Source organism: Vibrio nomapromontoriensis, from assembly GCF_050337205.1.
Classification (GTDB): Bacteria; Pseudomonadota; Gammaproteobacteria; order Enterobacterales; family Vibrionaceae; genus Vibrio; species Vibrio nomapromontoriensis.
Window position 1 is genome coordinate 33,065 of sequence record NZ_JAKJSS010000011.1, and the last position, 26,524, is coordinate 59,588.

At 45.1% G+C, this 26,524-nt stretch carries 22 protein-coding genes; 7 read left to right on the forward strand and 15 right to left on the reverse strand.

All coding sequences use genetic code 11. From position 1 onward, the window contains the following. Positions 1–49: 49 nt before the first annotated feature. The 6 genes from menE to L4D05_RS14760 form a co-directional block, all read right to left on the reverse strand. Positions 50–1,579, reverse strand: a complete 1,530-nt coding sequence (gene menE, locus L4D05_RS14735) for an o-succinylbenzoate--CoA ligase (RefSeq protein WP_428794494.1) — start codon at positions 1,577–1,579, stop codon at positions 50–52. After that, complete coding sequence (gene menC / locus L4D05_RS14740) at positions 1,551–2,543, reverse strand: o-succinylbenzoate synthase (protein WP_428794495.1); 993 nt, start codon at positions 2,541–2,543, stop codon at positions 1,551–1,553. Before menC ends, menE begins: the two co-directional genes overlap by 29 nt. 110 nt (positions 2,544–2,653) lie before the next feature. After that, positions 2,654–3,520, reverse strand: coding sequence for a 1,4-dihydroxy-2-naphthoyl-CoA synthase (gene menB, locus L4D05_RS14745; RefSeq protein ID WP_428794496.1), 867 nt, complete (start codon positions 3,518–3,520; stop codon positions 2,654–2,656). 25 nt (positions 3,521–3,545) lie between these two features. Beyond that, entirely contained in the window at positions 3,546–4,328 is a 783-nt protein-coding gene (gene menH, locus L4D05_RS14750) for a 2-succinyl-6-hydroxy-2,4-cyclohexadiene-1-carboxylate synthase (RefSeq protein ID WP_428794497.1), read from the reverse strand. Between the two features lie 61 nt (positions 4,329–4,389). Beyond that, on the reverse strand, positions 4,390–6,120 hold the full coding sequence (gene menD / locus L4D05_RS14755; RefSeq protein ID WP_428794498.1) for a 2-succinyl-5-enolpyruvyl-6-hydroxy-3-cyclohexene-1-carboxylic-acid synthase: 1,731 nt from the start codon (positions 6,118–6,120) through the stop codon (positions 4,390–4,392). Further along, positions 6,117–7,403, reverse strand: a complete 1,287-nt coding sequence (locus L4D05_RS14760; RefSeq protein WP_428794592.1) for an isochorismate synthase — start codon at positions 7,401–7,403, stop codon at positions 6,117–6,119. The genes menD and L4D05_RS14760 overlap by 4 nt, the downstream gene beginning before the upstream one ends. A 253-nt stretch (positions 7,404–7,656) precedes the next feature. On the opposite strand from L4D05_RS14760, the gene L4D05_RS14765 reads away from it, so the two are divergent. The 3 genes from L4D05_RS14765 (at position 7,657) to L4D05_RS14775 (ending at position 11,015) form a co-directional block, all read left to right on the forward strand. Further along, the gene (locus L4D05_RS14765) at positions 7,657–8,871 is read left to right on the forward strand and encodes a pyridoxal phosphate-dependent aminotransferase (RefSeq protein WP_265675909.1); all 1,215 of its coding nucleotides are present in this window, start codon (positions 7,657–7,659) and stop codon (positions 8,869–8,871) included. Positions 8,872–8,968: 97 nt separating this feature from the next. Further along, on the forward strand, positions 8,969–9,553 hold the full coding sequence (gene yfbR, locus L4D05_RS14770; RefSeq protein ID WP_428754669.1) for a 5'-deoxynucleotidase: 585 nt from the start codon (positions 8,969–8,971) through the stop codon (positions 9,551–9,553). A 106-nt stretch (positions 9,554–9,659) separates the two neighbouring features. Next, positions 9,660–11,015, forward strand: coding sequence for an anti-phage deoxyguanosine triphosphatase (locus L4D05_RS14775; RefSeq protein WP_428794593.1), 1,356 nt, complete (start codon positions 9,660–9,662; stop codon positions 11,013–11,015). A gap of 27 nt (positions 11,016–11,042) precedes the next feature. Here the strand turns inward: L4D05_RS14775 and L4D05_RS14780 are convergent, their stop codons facing one another. Then, on the reverse strand, positions 11,043–11,645 hold the full coding sequence (locus tag L4D05_RS14780) for a tRNA-uridine aminocarboxypropyltransferase (RefSeq protein WP_428794594.1): 603 nt from the start codon (positions 11,643–11,645) through the stop codon (positions 11,043–11,045). Here L4D05_RS14780 and rrtA point away from each other — a divergent pair. Continuing rightward, the gene (rrtA, locus tag L4D05_RS14785; RefSeq protein ID WP_428794499.1) at positions 11,644–12,201 is read left to right on the forward strand and encodes a rhombosortase; all 558 of its coding nucleotides are present in this window, start codon (positions 11,644–11,646) and stop codon (positions 12,199–12,201) included. The two genes, L4D05_RS14780 and rrtA, sit on opposite strands and share 2 nt — an antisense overlap. Here the strand turns inward: rrtA and L4D05_RS14790 are convergent. The 7 genes from L4D05_RS14790 to tig form a co-directional block, all read right to left on the reverse strand. Continuing rightward, positions 12,193–12,486, reverse strand: a complete 294-nt coding sequence (locus tag L4D05_RS14790; protein ID WP_428754634.1) for a ComEA family DNA-binding protein — start codon at positions 12,484–12,486, stop codon at positions 12,193–12,195. The genes rrtA and L4D05_RS14790 overlap by 9 nt on opposite strands. 180 nt (positions 12,487–12,666) lie before the next feature. After that, complete coding sequence (gene ppiD / locus L4D05_RS14795; protein WP_428794500.1) at positions 12,667–14,526, reverse strand: peptidylprolyl isomerase; 1,860 nt, start codon at positions 14,524–14,526, stop codon at positions 12,667–12,669. A 184-nt stretch (positions 14,527–14,710) separates the two neighbouring features. Beyond that, positions 14,711–14,983, reverse strand: coding sequence for an HU family DNA-binding protein (locus tag L4D05_RS14800; protein WP_102470995.1), 273 nt, complete (start codon positions 14,981–14,983; stop codon positions 14,711–14,713). A 194-nt stretch (positions 14,984–15,177) separates the two neighbouring features. Then, on the reverse strand, positions 15,178–17,529 hold the full coding sequence (gene lon, locus L4D05_RS14805) for an endopeptidase La (protein WP_428754636.1): 2,352 nt from the start codon (positions 17,527–17,529) through the stop codon (positions 15,178–15,180). 118 nt (positions 17,530–17,647) lie between these two features. Further along, positions 17,648–18,928 (reverse strand): ATP-dependent protease ATP-binding subunit ClpX, encoded by a 1,281-nt coding sequence (clpX, locus tag L4D05_RS14810; protein WP_265675916.1) that lies wholly within the window; start codon positions 18,926–18,928, stop codon positions 17,648–17,650. A 123-nt stretch (positions 18,929–19,051) separates the two neighbouring features. Next, positions 19,052–19,675: an ATP-dependent Clp endopeptidase proteolytic subunit ClpP gene (gene clpP, locus L4D05_RS14815; RefSeq protein WP_250618449.1), complete on the reverse strand. Its 624-nt coding sequence runs from the start codon at positions 19,673–19,675 to the stop codon at positions 19,052–19,054. Positions 19,676–19,777: 102 nt separating this feature from the next. Beyond that, positions 19,778–21,082, reverse strand: a complete 1,305-nt coding sequence (gene tig, locus L4D05_RS14820) for a trigger factor (protein WP_428794501.1) — start codon at positions 21,080–21,082, stop codon at positions 19,778–19,780. Between the two features lie 538 nt (positions 21,083–21,620). Here tig and L4D05_RS14825 point away from each other — a divergent pair. The 3 genes from L4D05_RS14825 (at position 21,621) to L4D05_RS14835 (ending at position 25,059) form a co-directional block, all read left to right on the forward strand. Next, complete coding sequence (locus L4D05_RS14825) at positions 21,621–23,414, forward strand: sensor histidine kinase (RefSeq protein WP_428794502.1); 1,794 nt, start codon at positions 21,621–21,623, stop codon at positions 23,412–23,414. 3 nt (positions 23,415–23,417) lie between these two features. Next, on the forward strand, positions 23,418–24,758 hold the full coding sequence (locus L4D05_RS14830) for a sigma-54-dependent transcriptional regulator (protein ID WP_428754639.1): 1,341 nt from the start codon (positions 23,418–23,420) through the stop codon (positions 24,756–24,758). Between the two features lie 118 nt (positions 24,759–24,876). Continuing rightward, positions 24,877–25,059 carry a hypothetical protein gene (locus L4D05_RS14835; protein WP_428754640.1) on the forward strand — a complete coding sequence of 61 codons (183 nt, stop codon included), beginning with the start codon at positions 24,877–24,879 and terminating at the stop codon, positions 25,057–25,059. 43 nt (positions 25,060–25,102) lie between these two features. Here L4D05_RS14835 and L4D05_RS14840 read toward each other — a convergent pair whose 3' ends face one another. Further along, a complete protein-coding gene (locus L4D05_RS14840; protein ID WP_428794503.1) occupies positions 25,103–26,464 on the reverse strand; it encodes a TRAP transporter large permease in 1,362 nt (453 codons plus the stop codon). Positions 26,465–26,524: the final 60 nt, after the last annotated feature.

Here is a 26,524-nt window from a genome sequence, read left to right on the forward strand (position 1 = left end):
CTAAAGACATTATGGTGAGCAATTACCAAAGAGAAAATTCCGTTTTGGACTATGAAATAACCACATAATCGGACTGCGCACTTGATAGCCAGATCTTAACTTGTGCCCTTGATATTTTAATACCCGACGACGCTAGTGATTCCGGTAGATGATAATAGGCGACAGGATATTTAAACTTCTCTAACCCAGTGCCTTTAAGTAGTTGACTCATTACCAACTTTTCATCTGAGCTCAATTCACATGGGCGCATCTCTAAATGTTCACTATTATTATCCGCTCTTTGTATAACGGCAACGGGTCGCGCACCAAACTCGTCGCAACCAACGGGTACGATAATGGACTGAATGATATTAGGGAGTCGATTTAATACCGCTTCTATCTCTTCACAATGGATGTTTTCGCCCCCCGATATAAATAAATTGTCTGCTCGCCCTGTCACGATCAGCTCACGATGTTCACTCCAGCGCCCCAGATCCCCGGTATCAAACCACCCATCGGTTAGCGCCAGCGCTCTAAGATGCCCTTGATAAAAATAGCCTTGTGACAATACTTCCCCCTTGACCAGTATGCGCTGACCTTGCAAGTTAACTTCTCGATGGGGTAAAGCGGTACCAGAAGAGCTATGTCGGTCAACGAGCTTAGCCGTTACTGTTGATGCGGTTTCTGTCATCCCATAACCCATCCACATCGCAATGCCTAAGGCTTGAGCCTGTTCAATCAAATCTGTAGGGATATGGCTACCACCCAGTAACACGCGTTTAAGCTGATTGGGAATACGTTGATCAATGATTCGCTTAAGCTGAGTCACAACCAAAGATGCATGACTGACATCCGCGATATCCTGGCTAAATACGCCACCAGCAATTTTTAACTGTGCACCGGCTGATAGCCAACGCCAAATAATCGCCAAACCGGAGACATGAAACATAGGTAGACTAAGCAGCCAACTGTCAGTGTCGCGATACGTAAACCGCTCCAATAATCCACTGGCCGATGCTAGGTGCTGCTCAACCGTGTGTACGACCGCTTTAGGTTGACCAGTCGATCCCGAGGTAAAAATAATCGAGGCGCGTTGGTTTAAATCAGCACCGCTGAACACTGCACGTGATGCCCTTTTCTCACGGTGCGATTTATTCTCGAGTGAATGTAGACGTATTGAACAACAATCTCTTGTCAGACTCTGCGCAGTAAAATCGATACCAGAATCTGAGCAGTCCCATAGGTAGGCTTTCTCGTTCGCTTTGTATAGCGTCTCTAGCCTGTCATTAATATTTGATGATGCTGACACCATTGCCGGTATCGCACTATGAGCGATACACGCCAGATAAGCGAACACAAAATCAACTTCTGATCGCCCTACTAGGCATACCACGTCGTGAGCTTGTACGCCTTCGTCAATTAAGTATTGTTGGTATTCCTGCACCGTATTCTGGATCTGCTGCCAAGTGTAAGGGCGATTCACCGTCACTAACGCAGTATCATTGGGCTTATGCTTCGCCCACGTTGTCCACAAATTCACGCGCTCATGGTCTCCATAGCCTGCCACTTGGTTACGACTGCCAGTACAACGTCTGCTCATCGAGTGTTACGACCGGAAGCCGACATTTTGGCCACGTCACTTCAAGTTGGGCGGCGAATAACTGCATTGTATCAAGCCCCGGCGTTTCGTTTGGAAGTTGCCATTGAGAAAAACGAGCCAGGTGATTAAGACCGATACTGCTTTCTAAACTCGAGCTAATGACGACTTGGATACCTTGCTGATGCGCCGCTTCAATCAGAGCGATGCACTTCTCTAAGCTACCGACCAAAGTAGGTTTAATAATCAGCGTTTTTACGCCGGTTAACGATTGGACCGAAAAATCCGATGCTCTCACTGCTTCTTGTAACGTTTCATCCCACGCAATCGCTATTCCGGTATCAATAGTAAAAGACAGACTATCTCCCGGTGTCTTGCAAGGTTCTTCGATAAAGTCGATACGCTGGCGCAGAGATGGGGCGATATAAGAGGCAAACTTGGTCGCTTTTTCAACGCTCCACGCTCGATTAGCATCCAGTCTCAACGTCAAATCTGGTATGGATTCTAAGAATAGGCTGACGATCATACCATCACGGATCGCTTCATACATACCTACTTTAATCTTTGCGACTTTACGACCGGGCATCGTATTGAGGATAGGAAGAAGGTCATCGGGATCACCAGAACACAACGGCGCCGCCTGATAGTTGCCACTGATCGGTAAACGATTAGACAGCTCCATGGCTGCGCAAGATAAGCCAAATGCCACAGAAGGAAAGCACTCGTCAAGGTCAAAGTCGGGATGGTCTTCTTTCACCCATGATTCAAGGTATTGCTGCGCTTGAGTGCCAGCTTCTTGTATCGATTCCTGACTAAAACCCGGTAGCGGTGCGATCTCGCCCAACGCCTGTTTGCCGCTTTCAATCAGTTCAACAACCCACCCTTCACGTGAGGTAAGTTTGGTATCTCGTAAGATCACGCCACTGTCCATAGGTAGCGTGTAGCGATAAAGCTTTGCTTGTCTCATGGTCAACATTCCGCGTTTAAATAGTAGTTTTGATCAATTTAGAAGTATTGAAGGTAGCGGTCGTCGGCCGCTCTTCCTATCAAAAAGAGCGGCATAACTACCGTTGTCGCTTAAGGGTTACGTGGAAATTTATGGAAATCAGGACGACGTTTCTCATTAAACGCATTGCGCCCTTCTTGTCCTTCTTCCGTCATATAGAACATCATCGTTGCGTTGCCTGCAAGCTCTTGCAGACCAGCTTGACCATCGCAATCGGCATTTAATGCAGCTTTAAGGCAGCGCAGCGCCATTGGGCTGTGTTGCAGCACTTCACGAGACCAACGGATCGACTCTTTCTCTAGTTCAGCAACAGGAACCACTGTGTTAACCAGCCCCATATCTACTGCTTCTTGAGCATCATAAAAACGACACAAGAACCAGATTTCACGTGCTTTCTTCTGGCCGACAATGCGCGCCATGTAAGAAGCCCCCCAGCCACCATCAAACGAACCTACTTTCGGGCCTGTCTGACCAAACTGAGCGTTGTCTGCAGCAATCGTTAAATCACACATCATATGTAACACGTGACCGCCACCGACAGCCCAGCCTGCTACAGCCGCAATCACTGGTTTAGGGCAGGTACGGATCTGACGTTGAAAGTCTAATACGTTTAAGTGGTGAGTACCCGTATCATCTTGGTAACCGCCGTAATCGCCACGAACTGATTGATCACCACCAGAACAGAAGGCCTTTTCGCCCAAGCCAGTTAAGATAATCACACCAACATTTTCGTCATAGCGTGCATCGGCAAGCGCACGGATCATTTCTTGAACGGTACGAGGCGTGAATGCATTGTGAACTTGTGGTCGTGCAATGGTAATTTTCGCAATACCATCTTCGGATTTGTGATACTGAATATCTTCAAAATCACAAGTGACGTCAGCCCAGTTTACGGGTGCATAAAGTTCTTCTTCGGTTAATCCAACTGTTTTTGCCATGGTATGTTCCAATGTTAGCCACCGTTTAGTTCGGTGTGTTTATATATTTGAGCAGAGCTGACGTAAACGCCTTAGGGTGCTCTTTGTGAACGTTATGTCCCGCATGCGGAACCACGTAATGATTTAGGCCACTATGCCTTGCCAATGCAGTGAACTTGGCATCATTAGCACCGCTAATGAATAACGGCGTATGACCGGAGCCAAAACTCAGTTGTTGCACTTTGTCTAGTAAGTACGGCTGACGCCCTAATGAGGTGCAATCAAGCATCACACTTAATTCGTTACCTAGGTTAACACTTCGCTTTGCAATCAAAAGTTGTCTTTGCTCATGATTTAATGAAGAAAACACGGGCTGTTGGTACCAGTCGGCTAAAACCTCTTCGATTTTTTCATTTTGAAAGCGTCTTGCCCAAACTTGATCCGATACTAGCCGTTGCTGACGTTCATCGTGATGTTGTAGGCCAAAATTGCCCCCTTCAATAACCAGCCCTAAAATTGGGTTTGTACACCATGCCTTTGAATGGTGCATCGTTAAGTGATACATCAGCAATCGTGCGCCTAATGAATAGCCAATTAGGCAAACAGGAGTTACAGGGTCAATTCGGTGTTCATCTAATGCACGTTGAATCGCTGCACCCAGTAACACACTTGCCTCTTCAAACCCAGAGCAAGTGACGTCGGCACTTAAGCCGTGCCCCGGCAAATCTAGAAGTAAACGCGGGTAATCCGTCAAGTTATCGGTGACGTGACACCAATCATCGGTCGAACCAAGAAAGCCATGCACAAAGACTAATATAGGTCGATGCATATGTGGTTGGCATCCCGGTAGGAACCGCGAACTCAGTAAATGGGTGTTTAGTAAATGAGCGTTATTCGGCATGATGCAAGTACGGGAGTTTCAACGCTTTAACCTGCTGGGTAAGCGAGCGAATGTGACTACCGACTTCTTCGCTAGGCGTGATCACTTCAACCAAGAGCGTCTGCGTACCATTCGCTAAGTGATCAAGCAGTATTGACTCAAGCTCATTACTCGATTGAGGCTGACAATACTCCAACCCAAATTGCGCGGCAGCATGCTTGAAAGTAAAACCGTGAGGCATTTGATAGCAGGCGACTTTTTGCTCCATAGGTACTGGCAGCAAATCAAAAATCGCGCCACCATCATTGTTGGTCACGACAATGATATTCGGTTTTGTTGAGCGGCTAAACAACGCTAACGAGTTCAAGTCATATAAGAGCGAAGTATCGCCTAAATACATCACTATCGGTGAGTCTTCAGCGCGAGCAACGCCGCAGGCAGTTGCCACTAACCCATCGATTCCCGACGCGCCCCGATTACTGTATGTGCGATGCCCATTAACTGACGACAGCATATCAACAAGCCGAACAATGAGGCTATTGCCTAAAAATAGCGGTATCCCCTTAGGCAATACTTGGATACTTTTTGCTACATCCAACTCGCTTATTGCCTCACTCGGAGCAGACAAGCTATTAGTTGCAGTCGCGAATCTCTTTAAATCATCTCCCCAATGCGCATGTTGAGAAGGTGTTGACATCGCTAACGCATCGCCTAACCACCGTTCTGTGTCCACTAGCAAGTGCGTCATCGGTATATGATCTGGGTTAAGACGATCAAAATGCTCGGTAAGTAAGACGCAACGGGTACCGCTGGTGACTTGCTCATTTATCCATTGGTTAAGTCTTTTAGAGACAAACCTCGCACCAATTTGCAAGACAAAGTCGGCTTGTGAAAACTGATGATTTACCACTGGATTCTGCAACCAAAGATCATAATGTTGCCAATCGCTGCTTTGACCCGATTGAGGGTCAAACATAATAGGCCAGCCTAACGAATGAGCAAGTACTGCAGCTTGATTGGCAATATTCAAGCTCGTATTCCCAACGAGAATGACCCCTTTTTGAACGACAAGATCTAAGCGTTGTATGCTCTCAGCATAGTCTTGAACGACAGGCCGTTCGTAGCGCACATACGCACCTTCACTTTCTAACCAGCCCCTGATTGAGCCTCGATACTCCTCGAACATTGACTGGTCTTCCCCGCCATACAGTGGCTCAGGATAAGGACAGTTAATGTGAATACTGCCGCCATTTTGTTGTTGCGAGACAAAAGCCGAGTCAATCGTGGTCAGCAGCCAATTTAATGAAATAGTGGTATTTGGAGAAGGCAGTCCGACGTATTTCGTCACGTGATGAGAAAAAATGCCGCTTTGCACTATGGCTTGATTTGCGCCGCACTCCACTAACTCGATCGGGCGATCAGACGTTAGCAATATCAGCCGCTCTTTAGTCAGCATAGACTCCGCAACAGCAGGTAATAAATTGGCGACCGCAGTGCCAGACGTGACAATAACAGCAACTGCATTATTGGTTGCCTTTGCCAGCCCTAGCGCTAAAAACCCTAACCCACGCTCGTCAAAGTGGGTATGCAATGTAAAGCCACCGTGAGCCACCGCTTCTAACGTTAACGGCGTAGAGCGAGAGCCTGGTGCAATACAAAGGTGACGTACCCCTTGTCGATACAGCGCCTCCAACATGACCTTTGTCCACACCCGATTTAATGCGGCTTGGTGTGCCATCATGATGCCACCCCAAGTAACGGGTGCTCAGTAATAAGGCTAAGTAAGGTCGACATCTTTTTATCCAACTCTTGCCACTCGTGCTCAGCAACAGAACCGGGGACAATGCCAGCGCCTGCGAAGAGTTGCAATTGATCTTCAACGATTAGCGCACTGCGAATCGCCACGCAAAATTCGGCACTATCGGGGCTCAAATAGCCGACAGAACCAGCATACCAGCCACGCGCAAAGGGTTCATTTTGTTCGATATATTGCATAGCAGCCTGACGCGGCAAGCCAGCAACGGCCGCCGTCGGCTGCAACGCTTGCAGTAGCTGTACGCCATTAATTCCAGGGTTAAGCTGGGCATGAATATTACGCTTAAGATGCTGAACCTTTCGCAATCGCACCAATCGGAGCTCTTCTTCTATCGCAACAGTGCGGGAATGCGGGGCCAAGCTTTGTTGAATATCATCCACGACATACTGATTTTCATTAATATTTTTAACGTCTTGGGTTAGCCAATTAGATAGCTGCATGTCATGAGAGGCGTTGCCACCTCGACCTATCGTACCAGCCAAGGCTTCTGTTTCTAACTCTTGTCCGCGGCGTCGATATAAACGCTCAGGTGTCGACCCAACAAAACTGTGTTTCGGAGATAACGCCATCAAAAAATGAAAGCTATGATGGTTATTCAAATAACTTGCTTTTAGCAGTTGGGCTGGTGAAATTGGCGTTTGCAGATCAATTGATGTCTTACGGGCCAATACCACCTTTTTAAATTTTTCTTGCTGAATTCCCTGTAACACATCATCGACTAAGCTCCCCCACTTCGCCTCTGTAGGAGTGTGCGTCATCGCCACCACCGACGTCGAGATAGGAGGTAAATCTTGATGAGAAACAATAAGCCGCTGCAAGGCTCTTATTGAGATATCAACATTCGTCCCGATATTAACCGCCAAGCGCCAGCCTTTATCAAAACGAATCAATTCAATTTGCGGTAAAAAGAAGAAAGCAGGCATGCAACGGCGGTTCTTGGCCGTATGACCATCAAAAGAACGTCCACCCCATACACGCTGATTGTGACCTAAAATCGCATACGCAGGAGCTGGTTCAGAAAACGTATGCAACTGACCTAACGCCACGACTTCTTCACGGGTGTCTCGCGACTGCCAATAGAATTTTGGGTAATGAGGTTGCACATCTAACCAGTCAATACTTGATGACTTGGGTTTACCATCCAATGGTTGCTCGAGACGCTTTGTACCCGGCGGTACACTCTTCAACTTATCAAGAAGCTGGATAATAGCTGGTTCTAAATGAGACAAATCAACCTCAAAACGATTTCTTTAATTTAATCAGTAATACAGAAGCTACTGTATTTATACCTACAGGATAGATCAAGCGCCATTACCCTAATTTGCTAGCCACGTGTTGTAGCACGTCACAACCAGATTTATATCAACACTTTATTTGTGCGTTTTCTTAGATTTTTATTCTAAAAAAACGCAATCTGGTGTAATTTGGTAAAGAAATTATCGGATTTTTAGGAACATAACAATGAAAAATATCGAGATGTCGTCAAAACTCGATAATGTCTGCTACGACATTCGAGGACCAGTACTCAAACATGCTAAGCGCATGGAGGAAGAGGGGCATAAAATCCTGAAACTCAATATTGGAAACCCCGCCCCTTTTGGTTTTGACGCCCCCGATGAAATCTTAGTCGATGTGATAAGAAATTTACCAACATCGCAAGGTTATTGTGATTCCAAAGGTATTTACTCCGCTCGTAAAGCTGTGGTGCAGCACTATCAAAAGAAAGGCATTCACAGCCTCGATGTAGAAGACGTCTATATCGGCAATGGCGTATCTGAGCTTATTGTAATGGCGATGCAAGCTCTGTTAAACAACGGAGATGAAATGTTAGTTCCCGCTCCTGACTATCCTTTATGGACAGCAGCGGTTTCTCTGTCTGGTGGCACGCCCGTTCACTACCTCTGCGATGAGGAAGCCGATTGGTACCCAGACCTAGATGATATTAAGAAAAAGATTACACCGAAAACACGCGGTATTGTGCTTATCAACCCGAACAACCCTACGGGTGCAGTGTACAGTCGCGACTTTTTGCTTGAAGTGATCGAAATTGCTCGCCAGCATAAGCTGATTATTTTTGCTGACGAGATTTATGACAAAGTTCTTTATGATGGCGCAACACATATTCCAGTAGCAACGCTTGCTGAAGATGTACTTGTTCTAACCTTTAATGGTTTGTCTAAGTCGTACCGTGTTTGTGGCTTCCGTGGCGGTTGGATGTTTTTAACAGGACCAAAAGAACATGCAGTTGGTTACATCGCCGGTTTAGAAATGCTCGCTTCCATGCGACTTTGTGCCAACGTGCCTATGCAACACGCCATACAAACAGCGCTTGGTGGATACCAAAGTATTAATGAGCTCATTCTTCCCGGCGGTCGATTACTTGAGCAGCGAGATCGCGCGTACGATCTTATTACGCAAATTCCGGGTATTTCTTGTGTGAAACCGAAAGGTGCCATGTACCTGTTCCCAAAAATTGACACTAAGATGTACAACATCAAAGATGATCAACGCATGGTACTCGACTTTCTCAAACAAGAAAAAGTACTGCTAGTACAAGGCACTGGCTTTAACTGGCCAAAGCCCGATCACTTCCGCATTGTGACACTGCCACATGTCGAAGACCTTGAATTGGCCATTGGGCGATTTGAAAAATTCCTGACAACATATAGCCAGTAACTCTTTCATATTATTATTAATAAGCCTATTCTTATTGAATGCCGCACTGTGAGGTGCGGCGTTTTATTAGGGAGTATGTGCAATGGAAGACAGTTGTATCAAAGAAAGCCATTTTTTTGCCCACTTAGCGCGGATGAAGCTCATACAACGCTGGCCTTTAATGCGTTCCGTATCCAACGAAAACATCTCCGAGCATAGCCTTCAAGTCGCGTTTGTCGCGCATGCACTGGCGATAATAAAAAACAAAAAGTTTGGCGGAAAAACCAACCCTGAACGCATCGCGATCTTAGCGATGTATCACGATACTAGTGAAGTGTTAACCGGCGATCTCCCCACCCCAGTAAAATACTACAATCCTGAAATCGCCAAAGAATATAAAAAAATAGAAGCTGCGGCCGAATTAAAACTTCTGTCCATGCTGCCTGAAGAATTTCAAGATGATTTTAAGCCTTTTCTTGTCTCCACTAGTGCTTACGAAGAAGACACAAAAATCGTCAAACAAGCCGATTCTCTTTGTGCTTACCTCAAATGTCTTGAAGAACTCAGTGCGGGCAATCACGAATTTGCATTGGCGAAAAAGCGACTCGATCAAACGCTTAAGTCCATAGCGACCGAGGAAATGAATTACTTCCTATATACCTTTGCCCCGAGCTTTGAATTGTCACTCGATGAAATCAGTTAATCTGCCTCAAAATTAGGTGCGAAAACGACAAGACAAAACAAACAAACAAACAAACAAACAAACAAAAACACAATAACTCCATCGCTGACCGCTTGAAAATAGCATGATGGAGCGTAATGAGAGTGGTAACCCTATGCAGCTAGAACAACCGTTGATTTGGCAATCCAGGCACAGTGATGAGCACAAGCTACGCCGTAATGACCATAGGGACCCTTACCAAAGAGATAGAGCCCGAGTCCTGCATTCCGCCGCTTTTCGTCGCCTACAAGCTAAAACACAGGTACATGGTACTGGAGGCAATGACTTTCATCGAACCCGCCTGACGCACTCACTTGAAGCGGCACAAATTGGCTCTGGTATCGTTTCACAGTTGCGACAAAAACAGCCTGAATACGTAGCCATTTTACCCAGCGATGCGTTGATTGAAACCTTATGTCTGGCGCATGATATTGGCCACCCCCCATACGGGCATGGTGGCGAAGTTGCACTAAATTATATGATGAGAAACTTTGGCGGTTTTGAAGGTAACGCGCAAACATTCCGCATCGTGTCACAACTCGAACCTTATACCGAACATAACGGGATGAATTTAACTCGTCGAACGTTACTTGGTTTACTTAAGTACCCCGCATATTTGAGCCAAACCTGCGCAAGAATTCAGCCAGAGCCAGTCGCACATCAACGTCAGCTTAAAGCCAAAGACTGGTCACCCGCTAAAGGCATTTATGACCAAGATAACGCGCAATTTGAATGGGTCACACAGCCACTCAGCCAAGGTGACCAATCGCAGTTACAACAAATGCGTACACCACTACCGAAATGTCACCAGCACCACAAAACCAAATTCAAATCTCTAGACTGCTCTATCATGGAATTGGCCGATGATATTGCCTATGGCGTTCACGACCTCGAAGACGCCATTGTGCTTGAGTTAATCAGTAAAGAAACTTGGCGAGCGAGTATTGAAGGTCAACTTTCCCTACAAGCTAATTCATGGTTTGCTCAGCATTTTGATGCCATTACTGAGTTACTATTTTCTGGCAAACACTACCAAAGAAAAGACGCTATTGGGGGCATTGTAAACGCGTTACTCACGAGCATTTGTATCACACCGCACGCTGATATTGCCTTTGATTCGCCTTTGCTTCAGTTCAATTCCTACTTAGAGCCTGAAATGGCGCATGTACTCGCCATCCTTAAGCAATTTGTTAGTGAGCACGTCATACAAGTGCCACGGGTTCAGATTTTCGAATATAAAGGTCAGCAGATTATTATGGATCTTTTTGAAGCGTTCAGTGCGGATCCAACACGCTTGCTACCAGAGTCCACAAAAGAGATTTGGCTGAGTACCGAAGGGAACAAAGCAAAAGAAATGCGGGTGATCGCCGATTATATCTCTGCAATGACCGACGGCTATGCACAAAAAATGCACCTACAATTGTTTGCGGCGCATTCGCATTGATCACAACTATTCATCGACGTTGGCAGACTAGTCGTAGTTTCGCTCAAAAACACCCGGTGGCATCTGCGAGATATGAAACTCAATCATTTGGTTAAAAGCAAAGATTAGCGCGGAAAAATCTCGTTCGGGTTCGAGTATAGACAAAATATGGTAGCCAGCTTCCACTGTTGACAAGGCATTACTCGTTGGGGCTTTTCTGATGCGATAATCGCCCTCAAGATCGGTCGGCAATTGCACCAATGGCAGCTTATGAAGGTTCTTCGATAGGGTCCAAATCTTATAGGCCTTTTTCCATGTACCATCTAATAAAATAATACGAAACGGTCGAGTATCATGGGTTTGATCAAGCTGCTCTAGTGGCTGAGATTGCTCACCGAGAAATAACACGCAACTTCGAAAACTCTCGTCTGCCAATAATGCATTAAGTGCAGTATCATATGAAAAGTCTTCACCGATGAATACCTGTGTCGAAGGTAAGGACAACTGCAATATTTTAGCCGTACCCAGTGGGCGTTTTTCCTCAGTTGAGTGCTGTAAAATAATCAATTCAGATCGGCTGTTAATCGATGTAATCCATTGACAGATACAGGCACGCTTTGCCTTAAAACATTTAGGACAATATCGCAACATGACCTTTTCTTTCGTCATAAGACTGGCTCTCATCTTACTACTTTGCGTGGTGTTACAAATACCCGAGATCCAAAATTGGGCAATGTGGCATCGTGAAGCTATTTGTAACGGTGAATGGTGGCGGATAGTAACAGGAAACTTCTCTCACACCAACCTTGCCCACTTAGCAATGAATATGGCAGGTCTCATCGTCATTTGCTATTTGTTTAGACCTTCCGAAAAAGCACTGTATGCTCTGTTAGCACTATTATCCGTCTCGGTTGGTGCAGGATTACTGTTAACGAGCCTTGACGCTTATCTAGGTCTCTCTGGCGTCTTACATGGCTTATTTGCTTACTGGGCATTAACCGAATGGCTATCAGGAAGAAAGAGCAGTGTTTGGCTGGTACTGGGCGTTTGCATCAAGGTCGGCTGGGAATCGGTGTTTGGTGCATCGGCCTCGACCAAAGACTTGATTGCTGCCAATGTGGCAACCGAGGCCCACGCTATCGGCATGGGCGCTGGTTTTACGTTCGCGTTATTGTACTGGTTGTATCAAAAACGTCATTTACAATAAGATTCTGGCACGGTTTTTTTCAACCGTTGCAGGCCCCACGCCTTTCACTTGCGTCAGATCATCAATGGTTTTGAAGTCACCGTGCGTATCGCGATACTCAACAATACTTTTTGCTTTTTCAATACCAATGCCGTTAAGCAACGCCGCAATTTCTTCTGGTGTTGCTTGATTCACATTAACGGTAATTTCGATACCTTCTAACTTATCGGCTTTGGCGGCGAAGCTCGTTGATAGCGGACTCAATGCACACAATACAATAAGCCAAACTGACAGCAATAATTTCATTTCTGATCCCTCTCTGATTAGTGATTCCTCAAAATACACTCAGTATCAAGAATGACCAGATGACAATACGTAAAATAAAACGGGCCGCTTTCGCGACCCATTTTTATTCTACTATCAGTTGCATTGTTTTCGTGATCTCACAAGGGTTTCTCATGAATTCAACGAGATACTCAGCAACATTTACTCAGAAACAATGAAGTACTCAATCTCTGTGTTTTTACGCAGAATCGTTAGCACTGATGCTAAGTCTTGTTGAGTTGCAGCACGCTCCATCTGAGCACTAATTTGCTCGTTATACATAGGATCAGCATTTGACGCCACTTTACTCAGCTCTACCACTACGACATTGCCGTCCGCGTCTTTCGCTTGAGCAAAGGTCAACGCGCCTTCTGCTGGTTTCGTCATTGCAAAGACGGTACCAGCCAGTGGTGAACTACGATCAATCGTTTCAAGCTCACCAAAGCTTAACTGGTTCGCCGTCAGAGCGTCAGTGTTGCCTTCTTTGAGTTCGTTAACGAGTTGAACGCCAAGCTCCATTGCCGCTTGCTCACCTTTCACGCTTGCTAGCTGTGAGGTCACTTGCGCTTTCACTTCACCAAGAGGTAATACTGTTTCAGCACGAATGTCTTCTACACGAACAACCACAATATGTTCTGGAGCGACTTCCATTGCCTCAGAATTCAAGCCGTCTTCCTTCACTTCAGGTGATTGAAGAGCTTGTACTACTGACTGGTTCTGTAGAACGTCTGGCAATTCTGATAGTGAGATAAAGTCTGTTGTTACTACATTTTGCTTAATTGCAGCAGCAGCATCATCAAGTGAATCTGGGTATTCAAAGGCGATTTTTTCCAACTCGTTTTGTAAGTTATAAAAATCATCAACCGCAAGTTGATCAACCAACTCTGCAGAAATTTCATCTTTGACTTCAGTTAAAGGCTTAGACTCTGAAGCTTTGATTTCATCAAGTTTAATGATGTGATAACCAAAGTCAGATTTCACTAACGCTGTCACGTCACCGACATTTTTAAGCCCAAACGCGGCTTCTTCAAATGCAGGGTCCATAACGTCACGCTCGATCCAACCTAAAGAGCCGCCTTCTTCAGCACTGCCAATGTCTTCAGATTTCTCTTGCGCCAATGTTGCAAAGTCAGCCCCTGCATTCAATTCATCTAAGAGAGCTTGTGCTTTGGCTTCATCATCACCTTGAACCAAGATGTGACTCACTTTACGCTGCTCCGACGTAGAGTACTTATCTAGATGCTCATCGTAGTACTGCTGAATTTGCTCGTCTGAAATTTCAACGTTGTCTTTTAGCGCTTGAGCAGATAATTCAACGTAAGACACTTTTAGCTGTTCAGGGCGAGTAAATTGCGCTGGGTTAGCATCGTAGTACTGCTGAATTTCTTCGTCAGTAATCTGCGCTTGCTGTGCAAACTCTGCAAGAGAGAGCGTCAACGTCTTAATGTCTCGAGTTTGAGTCAATAGCTGACTTTGTAATTCGATTTCGCTAGGAAGCGTAAATTCACTGCCTTGCAAAGCAGAAAGAAGTTGGTTGCGTACTAAATCTGTACGTAGGTATTCAGCAAAGCTATCGGCACTAAAACCTGCACGTCGTAGCGTTGCTTGATAAATATCTTGATCAAACTTTCCGTTACTTTGGAATTGAGGCATTTCTAAAATCATTTGACGAATCTGAGCGTCACCAATTCGAAGGCCTAAAGACTCTGCGTGTTGCTCAAGTAGCACATCGTTAATCATGCGATCAAGAACAGACTTGCGGAACGATTCCACATAATTTGGATCAGCCAAGAGCGTCGAGAAATAGTCGCCCATTTGAGATTGCATTCGATTACGCTCATTTTGGTAAGCCTGCTCGAATTCGCCACGACCGATCTCAACATTGCCAACTTTTGCTGCGGTGTTACCACTGCCACCCGCGATGTAGCTGCCTACGCCCGCGAATACAAAAGATAGGATGATGAGTCCAAGGATAATCTTAACAGCGATACTGTTCACGCCTTCGCGCATTCGCTCCATCATAATTTTATTACTCTCCAGATAGGAAGGTTTATCTTCTACTGAATAGGATAATATCAGAAAAAGAAATGCGCATCAGTAAGATGCGCATATTTAACAAAGGTTGGCCTTTTTAGCCAATCAAACCCCAAAAAGGTTCGATTTTTGCTCAGTTGGTAATCAATTTGCTTCCAACTGTAACAATTGATTAGTTACAAGCGTCTTTCAGCGCTTTACCAGCTTTAAACGCTGGCACTTTTGCTTCTGCGATTTGGATTTCATCACCCGTCTTAGGGTTACGACCAGTACGTGCTGCACGAGTACGCACGCTGAAAGTACCAAAGCCAACTAGCGCAACTTGGTCACCATCTTCTAGCGTTGTGCTTACTGCTTCAATAAATGCATCTAGCGCACGTCCAGCTGAAGCTTTAGATAGGTCTGCGTTCTCTGCGATTTTTTCTACTAATTGAGTTTTGTTCACTGTGTTTCCCCTTAGTGTTACCGAGTTATTATTTTGAAAAAGGTAACGTTAGTTCCGTTCTAGTAATAAAAGACCCTAAGCCTTGTCTATCAAGGGTTCAGAGTTACATAGCTAAAGTTAGTGCGACAAAAAAACGCTGACAAGCTTTTTTTACTTATCAGCGTATTTCTTTTACCTAAATTTGGAGCACATCACTATTTTACAGGCTCAAATGCGACACCAAGTGGTGAACGCTCTAGCGCAACTTCCAATACATCATCAATCCATTGCACTGGAATGACTTTCAAATCGGCAATAACGTTGTCAGGAATCTCTTCGAGATCACGTTCATTATCCTTAGGAATCAGCACGGTTTTAATACCGCCTCGGTGCGCTGCAAGTAATTTTTCTTTCAAACCACCAATCGGAAGTACTTCGCCACGAAGGGTAATTTCACCCGTCATTGCCACTTCAGCTTTTACCGGGTTACCCGTTAAGCTAGATACTAAAGCGGTACACATTGCGATACCCGCACTTGGTCCATCTTTAGGCGTCGCCCCTTCCGGAACGTGTACGTGAATATCACGTTTTTCATAAAAATCGGTATTAATACCCAATTTTTCTGCACGAGCACGTACTACTGTCATTGCTGCCTGAATAGACTCTTGCATGACATCACCCAGCGAACCGGTTTGCGTCAACTTGCCTTTACCTACCATGGACTCAGTTTCAATCGTAAGTAGATCGCCACCAACCTCCGTCCAAGCAAGACCCGTTACCTGACCAATACGATTGCTGTCGTCAGCTTTACCAAAGTCGCAACGTTGTACACCAAGGAACTCTTTCAAGTTATCTTGATTAACGACGACTTTCTTCAGGTCCTTGTTAAGCAGAATATTCTTCACCGCTTTGCGACAGATTTTTGAAATCTCGCGCTCCAGACTACGTACACCAGCTTCACGGGTGTAGTAACGAATAATGCCGATAATCGCCGAGTCTTCAATCTCGATTTCGTGTGGTTTTAAACCATTACGCTGTACCTGCTTCTCCACCAAGTGACGACGAGCAATATTTAGCTTCTCGTCTTCGGTGTAGCCTGACAAACGAATTACTTCCATACGATCAAGCAAAGGACCAGGAATGTTCATTGAGTTCGACGTTGCAACAAACATCACATCGGACAGATCGTAATCCACTTCTAGATAGTGGTCATTAAAGGCATTATTTTGTTCTGGGTCGAGTACTTCAAGCAATGCCGATGAAGGGTCGCCTCTCATGTCAGATGCCATCTTGTCGATTTCATCTAACAGGAACAATGGGTTTTTCACGCCCACTTTTGACATCTTCTGAATCAGCTTACCTGGCATTGAGCCAATGTACGTGCGTCTATGGCCGCGTATCTCTGCTTCATCTCGAACCCCGCCTAATGCCATACGTGTATACTTACGGCCTGTAGCTGACGCAATAGAGCGCCCTAGCGATGTTTTACCAACGCCCGGAGGACCAACTAGGCAAAGGATTGGTCCTTTAAGCTTGTTGATACGGTTTTGCACCGCAAGATACTCAAGAATGCGCTCTTTAACACGTTCCAAACCGTAATGGTCTTCGTTAAGCGTTTCCTCAGCTTTCGCCAAATTCTTTTTCACTTTAGAGCGTTTCGCCCAAGGTACGCCGACCATCCAATCAATATAGCTACGAACCACTGTCGCTTCAGCCGACATTGGTGACATCATTTTAAGCTTTTGCAGCTCTTGTTCTGTCTTTTCTTTCGCTTCCTGAGGCATTTTAGATTCTTCAATCTTTGCCTTCAGCGCTTCAAATTCATCCGGTGCATCATCTAAATCACCAAGCTCTTTCTGAATCGCTTTCATTTGCTCATTCAGATAGTACTCACGTTGTGATTTTTCCATCTGCTTTTTAACGCGGCCGCGAATACGCTTCTCAACTTGCAGCAAGTCTATTTCAGACTCCATCTGCCCCATTAAGAACTCTAGACGCTCGGATACGTCAAGTAACTCAAGCACTTGTTGCTTATCCACTAATTTCAGTGGCATATGCGCAGCAATCGTATCCGCTAGACGTGCAGCCTCATCGATACCACTCAATGACGTTAGCACTTCTGGTGGGATCTTTTTGTTTAGCTTAATAAACCCTTCGAACTGATCAATAGCACTGCGAACGATAACTTCTTCTTCGCGTTCTTCAAGCTCTGGGGTAATGAGAAATTCAGCGTCCGCCATGAAGAACTCTTCATCACGGTATTGGTTAATTTTGGCTCTTTGCTGACCTTCGACAAGGACTTTTACCGTGCCGTCTGGAAGTTTTAATAATTGAAGAATAGTGGCAACGGTGCCAGTGGTGAAAAGATCTTCAATGGTGGGTTCTTCAGTATCTGCTTCTTTTTGAGCGACGAGTAGGACTTGTTTGTCATTATCCATTGCCGCTTCTAAGCAACTAATGGACTTTTCGCGGCCAACAAACAAAGGAATTACCATGTGTGGGTAGACCACAACGTCGCGCAGAGGCAATACCGGGATTTCGATACGCTCGGAACGTTCCAAGTTCATATTATTCTCTCTTCCGCTTAGTATTATTTTCTGTATATGGGGGCGTATTCGTTGGATTCAATAAAAGAATAAAAAAAAGGAGGTATCAAATACCTCCTTTCTTTATCACTCTTGCAAATTAGTCTGCACTTGCGACCTGATTATCATTATTGCTGTAAATAAGCAGTGGTTCTGACTCACCATTTATTACACTTTCATCAATAACAACTTTGCTCACACCTGTTGCAGATGGTAGCTCATACATCGTTTCTAAAAGGACACCTTCTAGAATAGAACGTAAGCCACGAGCACCCGTTTTACGCTCCATTGCTTTTTTCGCAATCGCACGCAAAGCGTCTTCACGGAATTCAAGCTCAGCACCTTCAAGATCAAATAATGCACCGTATTGTTTCGTCAGCGCATTCTTTGGTTCATTCAGTATCTGAATCAACGCTTCTTCATCAAGTTCCGTCAATGTAGTTGTAACGGGTAGACGACCGATGAATTCAGGTATAAGACCGTACTTCACCAAATCTTCAGGTTCTACCTGCTTGAACAACTCACCCGCCGTTTTGGTTTCATCTTTAGAGCGTACTTCTGCTCCAAAGCCAATACCAGCTCCCGTCGCAACACGCTGGTCGATAACTTTATCAAGACCAGCAAACGCACCACCACAAATAAACAGAATCTTCGATGTGTCTACTTGTAGGAATTCTTGTTGCGGGTGCTTACGACCACCTTGTGGTGGAACGGAAGCGATGGTGCCTTCAACGAGCTTGAGTAGTGCTTGCTGAACACCCTCACCTGATACATCACGGGTGATCGATGGGTTTTCTGCTTTACGCGAGATTTTATCAATCTCATCGATATAAACGATGCCGCGCTCAGCTTTGGCTACGTCGTAATCACACTTTTGAAGAAGTTTTTGAATGATATTCTCAACATCTTCACCCACATAACCCGCTTCGGTTAATGTGGTGGCATCAGCCATTGTAAATGGTACGTCTAGGAAACGAGCAAGCGTTTCAGCAAGTAGCGTTTTACCACTACCCGTTGGACCGATAAGCAGAATGTTACTCTTACCTAGTTCAACACCATCAGCTGTCGTATCACCATTGCGAAGACGCTTATAGTGATTATATACCGCAACTGAAAGCACTTTTTTTGCGTAGTCTTGACCGATTACATAATCATCGAGGTGCGCGCGAATATCTTTTGGCGTTGGTAACGCTTCAGATTCTTTTTTCGGCAACACATCTTTAATTTCTTCACGAATGATGTCGTTGCATAAATCAACGCATTCGTCGCAGACGTAAACAGAAGGGCCCGCAATTAGCTTGCGAACTTCGTGCTGACTTTTGCCACAGAAAGAGCAGTAAAGCAGTTTACCACTACCACTCTCTTTGCTTTTATCTGTCATTCGCTAACCTCTTAGCCTGTACTTTCTATGATTTGAGTGTATATCAATTTGGACCAAAATGCGCCCGAGAATTAATCATTCTAGGCGAACAATTTGGTCTATTTACAATCAAACCGTTATGGATCAACCTCGTTGGGTCAATACCTCATCAATAATGCCGTATTCAGCCGCTTGTGCCGCTGACATGAAATTATCGCGATCCGTATCTTTTTCAATCACTTCTAGTGGCTGACCTGAGTGCTCAGCGAGTAGCTTATTCAGCTTCTCTTTAATCGTCAGGATTTCTTGTGCGTGGATTTGAATATCCGACGCTTGCCCTTGGAAACCACCAAGTGGCTGGTGAATCATGACGCGAGAATTTGGCAGAGCAAAACGCTTACCTGGTGCACCACCCGCCAATAGGAATGCACCCATTGAACAAGCTTGACCAGTACATAACGTACTTACATTCGGTTTAATGAACTGCATCGTGTCGTAAATCGACATACCCGCCGTCACACTACCACCAGGTGAATTGATGTATAGGAAGATGTCTTTGTCAGGATTTTCTGATTCTAAGAAAAGCAGTTGGGCAACCACAAGGTTTGCCATGTTGTCTTCCACTTGACCCGTCAAGAAAATGATTCGTTCTTTTAGTAATCGCGAGAAAATATCATAAGAGCGTTCACCACGGGAAGTTTGCTCAACAACCATAGGTACTAGCGCGTTCATAATTGGCGACATTGCATTTTTTTCTTGGTAGCTCATATTCTTATGTCCCTAAAATAAATGGCCCGGATGATAAACATCATACGGACCATTGTTAGCAGAGAAGTCGACTCTAAGTCAACCTTCTATACAAGATATTGCTTATTGAGCTGGTTGCTGATTCATTAGCTCGTTAAAGCTAACTTCTTTATCAGAAACTTGTGCTTTAGCAAGAATCGCATCAATTGCTTGCTCTTCTAGTGCAACGTTGCGCATGTTGTTCATCATTTGCTCGTTTTGCTCGTAGTAAGCGATAACTTCTGTTGGATCTTCGTATGCTGTTGCCATTTCAGCGATAAGTGCTTTCACTTTCTCGTCGCTTGCTTCTAGCTTCTCAGACTTGATGACTTCACCAAGAAGAAGACCAACAACTACGCGACGCTTAGCTTGCTCTTCGAACAATTCACGTGGAAGTTGCTCAGCTGCTTCAGGGTTGCCACCGAAACGCTGTGCTGCTTGTTGACGTAGGCCAACAATTTCTTGATCGATAAGTGCAGAAGGAACGTCCATTTCGTTCTCTTTTACTAGACCGTCAAGCGCTTGCTCTTTGATGCGGTTTTTGATCGCTTGCTTAAGCTCACGTTCCATGTTCTTGCGAACTTCAGCTTTAAGTGCTTCAACGCCACCTTCAGCTACACCGAACTTAGATACGAACTCGTCAGTTAGCTCAGGAAGCTCACGCGCTTCAACTTTACTTACTTTGATTGCGAATTTCGCCGCTTTACCTTTTAGGTTTTCAGCGTGGTAATCTTCTGGGAAGTTTACGTCGATTTCAAATTCCATGCCGGCAGTCTTGCCTTTAACACCGTCTTCAAAACCAGGGATCATGCGACCAGCGCCCATCTCTAGTGGGAAGTTCTCAGCTTTACCGCCTTCGAATTCTTCGCCATCGATAGAACCAACGAAATCGATAGTTACGCGCTTACCGTCTTCTGCAGCTTCTTCAACTTCTGCCCACGTAGCTTGTTGCTTACGTAGCGTGTCGATCATTTCTTCAACGTCAGAGTCGTTAACTTCAGTTGCTGGCTTTTCAACAACGATGTTTTCTAGGCCTGCTAGTTCAACTTCTGGGTAAACTTCAAACGTTGCAGCAAAAACAAGGTCTTTACCCGCTTCGTTTTCAACAGGAGCGAATGTAGGTGCGCCCGCTGGGTTGATTTTTTCAGAAACGATTGCTTCGATGAAGTGGCGTTGCATTACTTCGCCCATTACGTCTTGACGTACTGCTTGGCCGTACATTTTCGCAACCATTTTCATCGGCACTTTGCCTTTACGGAAGCCATCAAAACGACGGTTTTTCGCGATGTTGCGTAGTTCAGCTGTCACTGCATCTTCGATGTTTGCAGCAGGAACAGTAATGTTTAGACGGCGCTCTAGGCCCTCTAGAGTTTCAACAGTAACTTGCATTCTATAAACCTCAGTTTGGCTCAGCGTTAGCCGAGCATATGAGCATCCATATCAGGTAAGCGATATGACTATCAGCTTACACGATACTTCTGCTTCATCCTTGTTAGTGCACTAATGCACCTTCTAAATGGGTATCGATAATCATCAAACATATTTCATGACTACCGGACTAATAAGTGACGTCTTCTTTTTATGAAGTGTAACTTCGAAGGCATCTCCAATTAGTCTCAGGACAAAATTTCAGACGCGACATTCTAGCGATCTCAATCTATGGTGTCGAGTCGAACTCCAATCAATCGGTGGTTTTGTCACTAATTACTCAACGAAACGAACAAACCAAAGAGTTTCCTCTCGGTTCCAACCAGAAATGGGGACAATATTGCCATTTTCAAGAAAATAAACGTTTTTTTTTGTCAAACCTTTAAAAACGCGAACTAAGTCCACTTTCCCACCTTGTCACCTCTCAGTTCGTATAACTTTTTCGCCACATATTGATCAAATTCGTTAACCTATGCGCAAGCAATATGACGGAGGTGCTATGCGATTAAAACAGATATTATTCGGCCTAACCGTCCTGTTTGTTATCCTTTCCACACTCGGGGGAAAATGGTACTGGCAACACAACTTTGCTTTACTTAAAGAGCAGCATGAAAGCTGGCTCAACCGATTTGTGGAAAATATCGACAGTAAACTCGACAAGTATCGGCATATCCCGCAACTTTTATCCCAAGATAAAGAACTTGTTGATGCCCTACTGACACCAAACAACAGCGCTCAGCTTGAAATCACCAATCGTTACTTATCGCAGGCCAATCATGTTGTCCAAGCTTCTGACACCTATCTTATCGACAAGTTCGGCAATACCATTGCTTCAAGCAACTGGCGTCTTAAGCACTCTTTTATTGGTAAAAATTTCGCATTTCGGCCTTACTTTCAACAAGCGATAAGAGGACAACAAAGCACGTATTTTGCCTTGGGTTCAACCTCTGGGCAACGTGGCTACTATTATTCTTATCCCGTGACCTACGCCGCTGAACATATTGGCGTGGTCGTGGTTAAAATGGATCTCTCCACCATAGAGCGAAACTGGCAAAGTGATACCAGTATCTATGTCGCGACCGATAATAATCATGTGGTTTTCATGTCAAGCCAAACGGAATGGTTGTTCCACAGCTTAGCTCCGCTGTCTGCGGGTACCTTGAACAACATCAAGCGCTCAAGACAGTATCTATCTACGTCTATTCCCGATCTCGGTTTTAAGGGTTTGTTGACGGCAGATTCGAGTATTATCACCAAACCAAACAACAATCTGTTTACTCAGAGTTACTTAATGAGCCAACGAGATTCCGGCGTGCCCAACCTTACCTTGAGGGTACTCACACCACTTTCTACGCTTTACATCGATATATTAGCGTTTGTGTTTATCCTGTTTCTTTTATTTGTGACCGCTTATTTGATTCTGGTAGTGATTGCTACACGCCAATCTAAACATCGACAAATTGAACGCCTTCAAGCAGAAGCAAAGCAAAAGCTGGAATTTTTGGTGATGGAAAGAACCTCAGAACTGCATGTTGAAATAGATGAGCGAGTCAAAACAGAAAAAGCACTACGCAAAACACAAGACGAACTGATACAAGCCGCAAAGCTGGCGGTGCTTGGACAAATGTCGGCAAGCATTAGTCATGAGCTAAATAACCCACTCGCTGCCATTCGAAGCTTTGCTGAAAATGGTCAGCGGTTTATCGAAAAGCAAAAAATTGACCGCGCGGAAGATAACTTAGCCAGAATTGTTGCGTTAACGGAGCGTATGGCAAAGATAAGCCAACAGCTTAAATCCTTTGCCAAGCGTAGCGACGCCGATGAACTGTGTGAAGTCAGCCTAGCACCCATTATTTTTTCCACGCTTGAGCTAATTCAGCCACAATTAAAAACGAGTCAAGTTGTCCTTAATTACACGGCCACAGAAGATGAAAATCTGGTGTGGGTCAATCCGATTCAAGTCGAGCAAGTGCTGATCAATTTAATCACCAACGCCATTCAGGCCATGGCGCAACATGAGACTAAGCAACTCAAAATTTCTATTCAGACGCATGACCATAACGTCGAAATCCATATCGATGATTCTGGACCTGGGTTAAACGATCATATCCTTAGTGAGCTATTTGAACCTTTCTACACGACCAAAGATAATGGACTAGGGCTTGGGCTTTCTATCTCCCAACAGATCATCCACAACCTCAATGGGAAAATCTCAGCGACCCGATCTCCTCTAGGTGGCGCGCGTTTTACCGTTTCACTTCCCACCCGGCATGCCAAGACAAAGAAGGAATAACCTATGAGCCATGTGTTTTTTATCGACGATGAAACCGATATTCGCATTGCTTTACAGCAAAGCTTTGAGCTAGCCGATATCAACGCGCAGTGCTTTTCTTCAGTCGAAGACGCTCTGCTAGCGCTACAACGACAAACGCCTCCATTGGCGATTATTTCTGATATTCGCCTTCCCGGTTTATCTGGGATGGATTTGCTAAATACCATTACGCATCAACACCACAGTATTCCGGTTATTTTAATTACGGGGCACGGTGATATATCTATGGCAGTGCAGGCCATTCAAGACGGGGCCTATGATTTTATTGAGAAGCCATTCTCTGCCGATAGACTCATTGAGACCACGTTGCGCGCCATTGAAAAGCAGCAATTAACTTTAGAAAATGAACGCTTAAAGCAGTCCTTAAAAGTGAGCCAAACACTGGGCCCAAGGATCATCGGCGACACTAATATTATTCAAGAACTAAGGCAGACTATTACTGCAGTAGCCGACACCAGCGCTGACATTTTGTTATTTGGTGAAACCGGTACTGGCAAAGAACTGGTCGCGCGCTCTTTGCATGAACAAAGCGCACGACGAGATGCAAACTTCGTTGCTGTCAACTGTGGCGCGGTACCAGAAAACCTAATAGAAAGTGAACTATACGGCCATGAAAAAGGCGCATTCACAGGTGCAGATTCTGCACGCATCGGAAAGTTCGAACACGCTCAAGGAGGCACGCTGTTTCTTGACGAGATTGAGTCAATGCCAATACAAGCGCAAATCCGTCTCCTCCGAGTATTACAAGAAAGAGTCATCGAGCGAGTCGGTTCCAATAACCTAGTCCCTCTGGACATCCGAGTTATTGCTGCAACTAAAGTGGATCTCAAAACAGCCGCAGCTCAAGGTACCTTCCGTGAAGATCTCTACTATCGTCTTAATGTCGTCACGCTGCAACTCCCGCCACTGAGACAACGCAAGGAAGACATACCCGCGTTATTTCATCACTTTTTATTGGTTGCCGCGGCTCGTTATGGAAAAGCCGCCAATGCACTTCCTGCTACCGATTTACAAACATTGATGAGTCAAGACTGGCCGGGAAATGTGAGAGAGTTACGAAACTGCGCAGAACGATTCGTACTATTAGGAAAACTAAGTAATTCCGCTGACGCTAACCAAGCGAGCACAGACGCGCCACTTACCACGCAAGTCGCCGACTTTGAAAAAGCACTGATAGAGCAAGCTTTAGCGAGCTGTGATGGCAGGATCAACGACACGATGAACATTCTACAAACCGCAAGAAAAACGCTATATGACAAGATGCAAAAATATGGGCTAGACAAGAATAATTATAAAAATGACTAAGGCAACACAACGGTGACCACACAAAAAACCAAACAAATAAACTCGAAATTGGTTTAGCGGTTTCTATACTGAAAACATGAGTAACAAAATGTTAACATAGTATATAGAGAGGTTGCCCATGGGTGAAAAAACAACCGTTCCAGCCATTACCGAGACCATTGAGATTGATGGCGTCTATTATGTCGAGCAACGAGAGTATCAGGATCGTAGAAAAAAACCGACGCAACGGGTCTTTTATGAGCGACGCTCACAGCCAGATTCCCGTCTAGACAACATCAAACACATCGACGAAGAGGTTTAACCCTCTTCGCCTCACGGTGTAAGCCGTCTTCGATGTTGTGATGTTATTTGGTAATGATCTCCGGCCCCATTAATAGCGTTGGAAGCCATGTAGAAACCCAAGGTACATAGGTGACGATAATCAAGAACAGGAACATCACACCTACCCATGGCAGCGCCGCTTTCACTACACTCATCATCGACATTTTCGCCACGCCAGCCGTCACAAACAGGTTTAATCCCACTGGCGGTGTGATCATGCCTATTTCCATATTCACCACCATCATGATCCCTAGGTGAATTGGGTCAATACCAAGCGCTATTGCAATAGGAAAAACCAATGGCGCGACAATAATCAGAAGCCCTGAAGGCTCCATGAATTGCCCACCAAGCAATAGCAAAATATTCACCACAATAAGGAAGGTAATCGGTCCGAGTCCTGCTGAAAGCATAGATTCAGTGATCATCTGCGGGATGCGTTCTTCAGTTAACACATGCTTCAATATCAACGCATTGGCGATAATGAACAACAACATGATTGTCAGTTTTCCCGCTTCATAAAGTGTGTGCTTGGTGTCCTTATGGACAAAAGCTTGCATAACCTTAACAACAATCGGCTGACGATTTTCTTTATCAGCAAACGGGCCCATGTCTTTATAAATAAAGTTGGCAATCAAAAATGAATACACGGCAGCAACGGCAGCGGCTTCGGTTGGCGTGAAAATACCACCATAAATACCCCCTAAGATGATCACCACCAACAACAAGCCCCAACTTGCATCTTTGGCTGCGTCAAAAGCTTCTTTCCACCCCACAAACGGTTGTTTGGGCAGTCCTTTCACTCGTGCGGCAATATAGATGGCAATCATCAACATGAGACCAGCAAGTAACCCAGGAATGACGCCCCCTAAGAACATTCGTCCGACAGACACGTCCGTCGCCGCAGCATAAACTACCATCACGATAGAGGGTGGAATCAGTATTCCTAGTGTCCCAGCATTACAAATAACGCCAGCGGCAAACTCTTTGGTGTAGCCATTTTTAATCATCCCTGCAATAACGATACTACCAATGGCCACCACTGTAGCCGGTGACGACCCAGACAGCGCTGCAAACATCATACAAGCAACAACCGACGCCATGGCCAAGCCACCACGAAATGAACCCACCATTGCAATAGCGAAACGAATAATACGCTTCGCCACGCCGCCCGTAGACATAAAGCTGGATGCTAAAATAAAGAACGGGATCGCTAGCAGCGTATAGTGACCAGCAAAGGCATTAAATAAGGTTTGGGCGACTGATGCTAACGACGCATCGGAATGCATCAACAAAAATAAAATGCTCGACAGTCCAAGCGAAATGGCAATTGGCACGCCCACCAGCATGAAAGCAATAACCATTAAAAATAGAAATAAAATTGCCATAGGTTACTGCCCCTTATCCTTGGTATTGCCTAACGTACTGTGCTTGCTAGATTCACTGGC

Bases quoted from the DNA above. Each gene is read 5' to 3' on its own strand.
- menE (WP_428794494.1), bottom strand. From the start codon at position 1,579: ATGAGCAGACGTTGTACTGGCAGTCGTAACCAAGTGGCAGGCTATGGA.
- menC (WP_428794495.1), bottom strand. From the start codon at position 2,543: ATGAGACAAGCAAAGCTTTATCGCTACACGCTACCTATGGACAGTGGC.
- menB (WP_428794496.1), bottom strand. From the start codon at position 3,520: ATGGCAAAAACAGTTGGATTAACCGAAGAAGAACTTTATGCACCCGTA.
- menH (WP_428794497.1), bottom strand. From the start codon at position 4,328: ATGCATCGACCTATATTAGTCTTTGTGCATGGCTTTCTTGGTTCGACC.
- menD (WP_428794498.1), bottom strand. From the start codon at position 6,120: ATGATGGCACACCAAGCCGCATTAAATCGGGTGTGGACAAAGGTCATG.
- L4D05_RS14765 (WP_265675909.1), top strand. From the start codon at position 7,657: ATGAAAAATATCGAGATGTCGTCAAAACTCGATAATGTCTGCTACGAC.
- L4D05_RS14775 (WP_428794593.1), top strand. From the start codon at position 9,660: ATGGAGCGTAATGAGAGTGGTAACCCTATGCAGCTAGAACAACCGTTG.
- rrtA (WP_428794499.1), top strand. From the start codon at position 11,644: ATGACCTTTTCTTTCGTCATAAGACTGGCTCTCATCTTACTACTTTGC.
- L4D05_RS14780 (WP_428794594.1), bottom strand. From the start codon at position 11,645: ATGTTGCGATATTGTCCTAAATGTTTTAAGGCAAAGCGTGCCTGTATC.
- L4D05_RS14790 (WP_428754634.1), bottom strand. From the start codon at position 12,486: ATGAAATTATTGCTGTCAGTTTGGCTTATTGTATTGTGTGCATTGAGT.
- ppiD (WP_428794500.1), bottom strand. From the start codon at position 14,526: ATGATGGAGCGAATGCGCGAAGGCGTGAACAGTATCGCTGTTAAGATT.
- lon (WP_428754636.1), bottom strand. From the start codon at position 17,529: ATGAACTTGGAACGTTCCGAGCGTATCGAAATCCCGGTATTGCCTCTG.
- clpX (WP_265675916.1), bottom strand. From the start codon at position 18,928: ATGACAGATAAAAGCAAAGAGAGTGGTAGTGGTAAACTGCTTTACTGC.
- clpP (WP_250618449.1), bottom strand. From the start codon at position 19,675: ATGAGCTACCAAGAAAAAAATGCAATGTCGCCAATTATGAACGCGCTA.
- tig (WP_428794501.1), bottom strand. From the start codon at position 21,082: ATGCAAGTTACTGTTGAAACTCTAGAGGGCCTAGAGCGCCGTCTAAAC.
- L4D05_RS14825 (WP_428794502.1), top strand. From the start codon at position 21,621: ATGCGATTAAAACAGATATTATTCGGCCTAACCGTCCTGTTTGTTATC.
- L4D05_RS14830 (WP_428754639.1), top strand. From the start codon at position 23,418: ATGAGCCATGTGTTTTTTATCGACGATGAAACCGATATTCGCATTGCT.
- L4D05_RS14835 (WP_428754640.1), top strand. From the start codon at position 24,877: ATGGGTGAAAAAACAACCGTTCCAGCCATTACCGAGACCATTGAGATT.
- L4D05_RS14840 (WP_428794503.1), bottom strand. From the start codon at position 26,464: ATGGCAATTTTATTTCTATTTTTAATGGTTATTGCTTTCATGCTGGTG.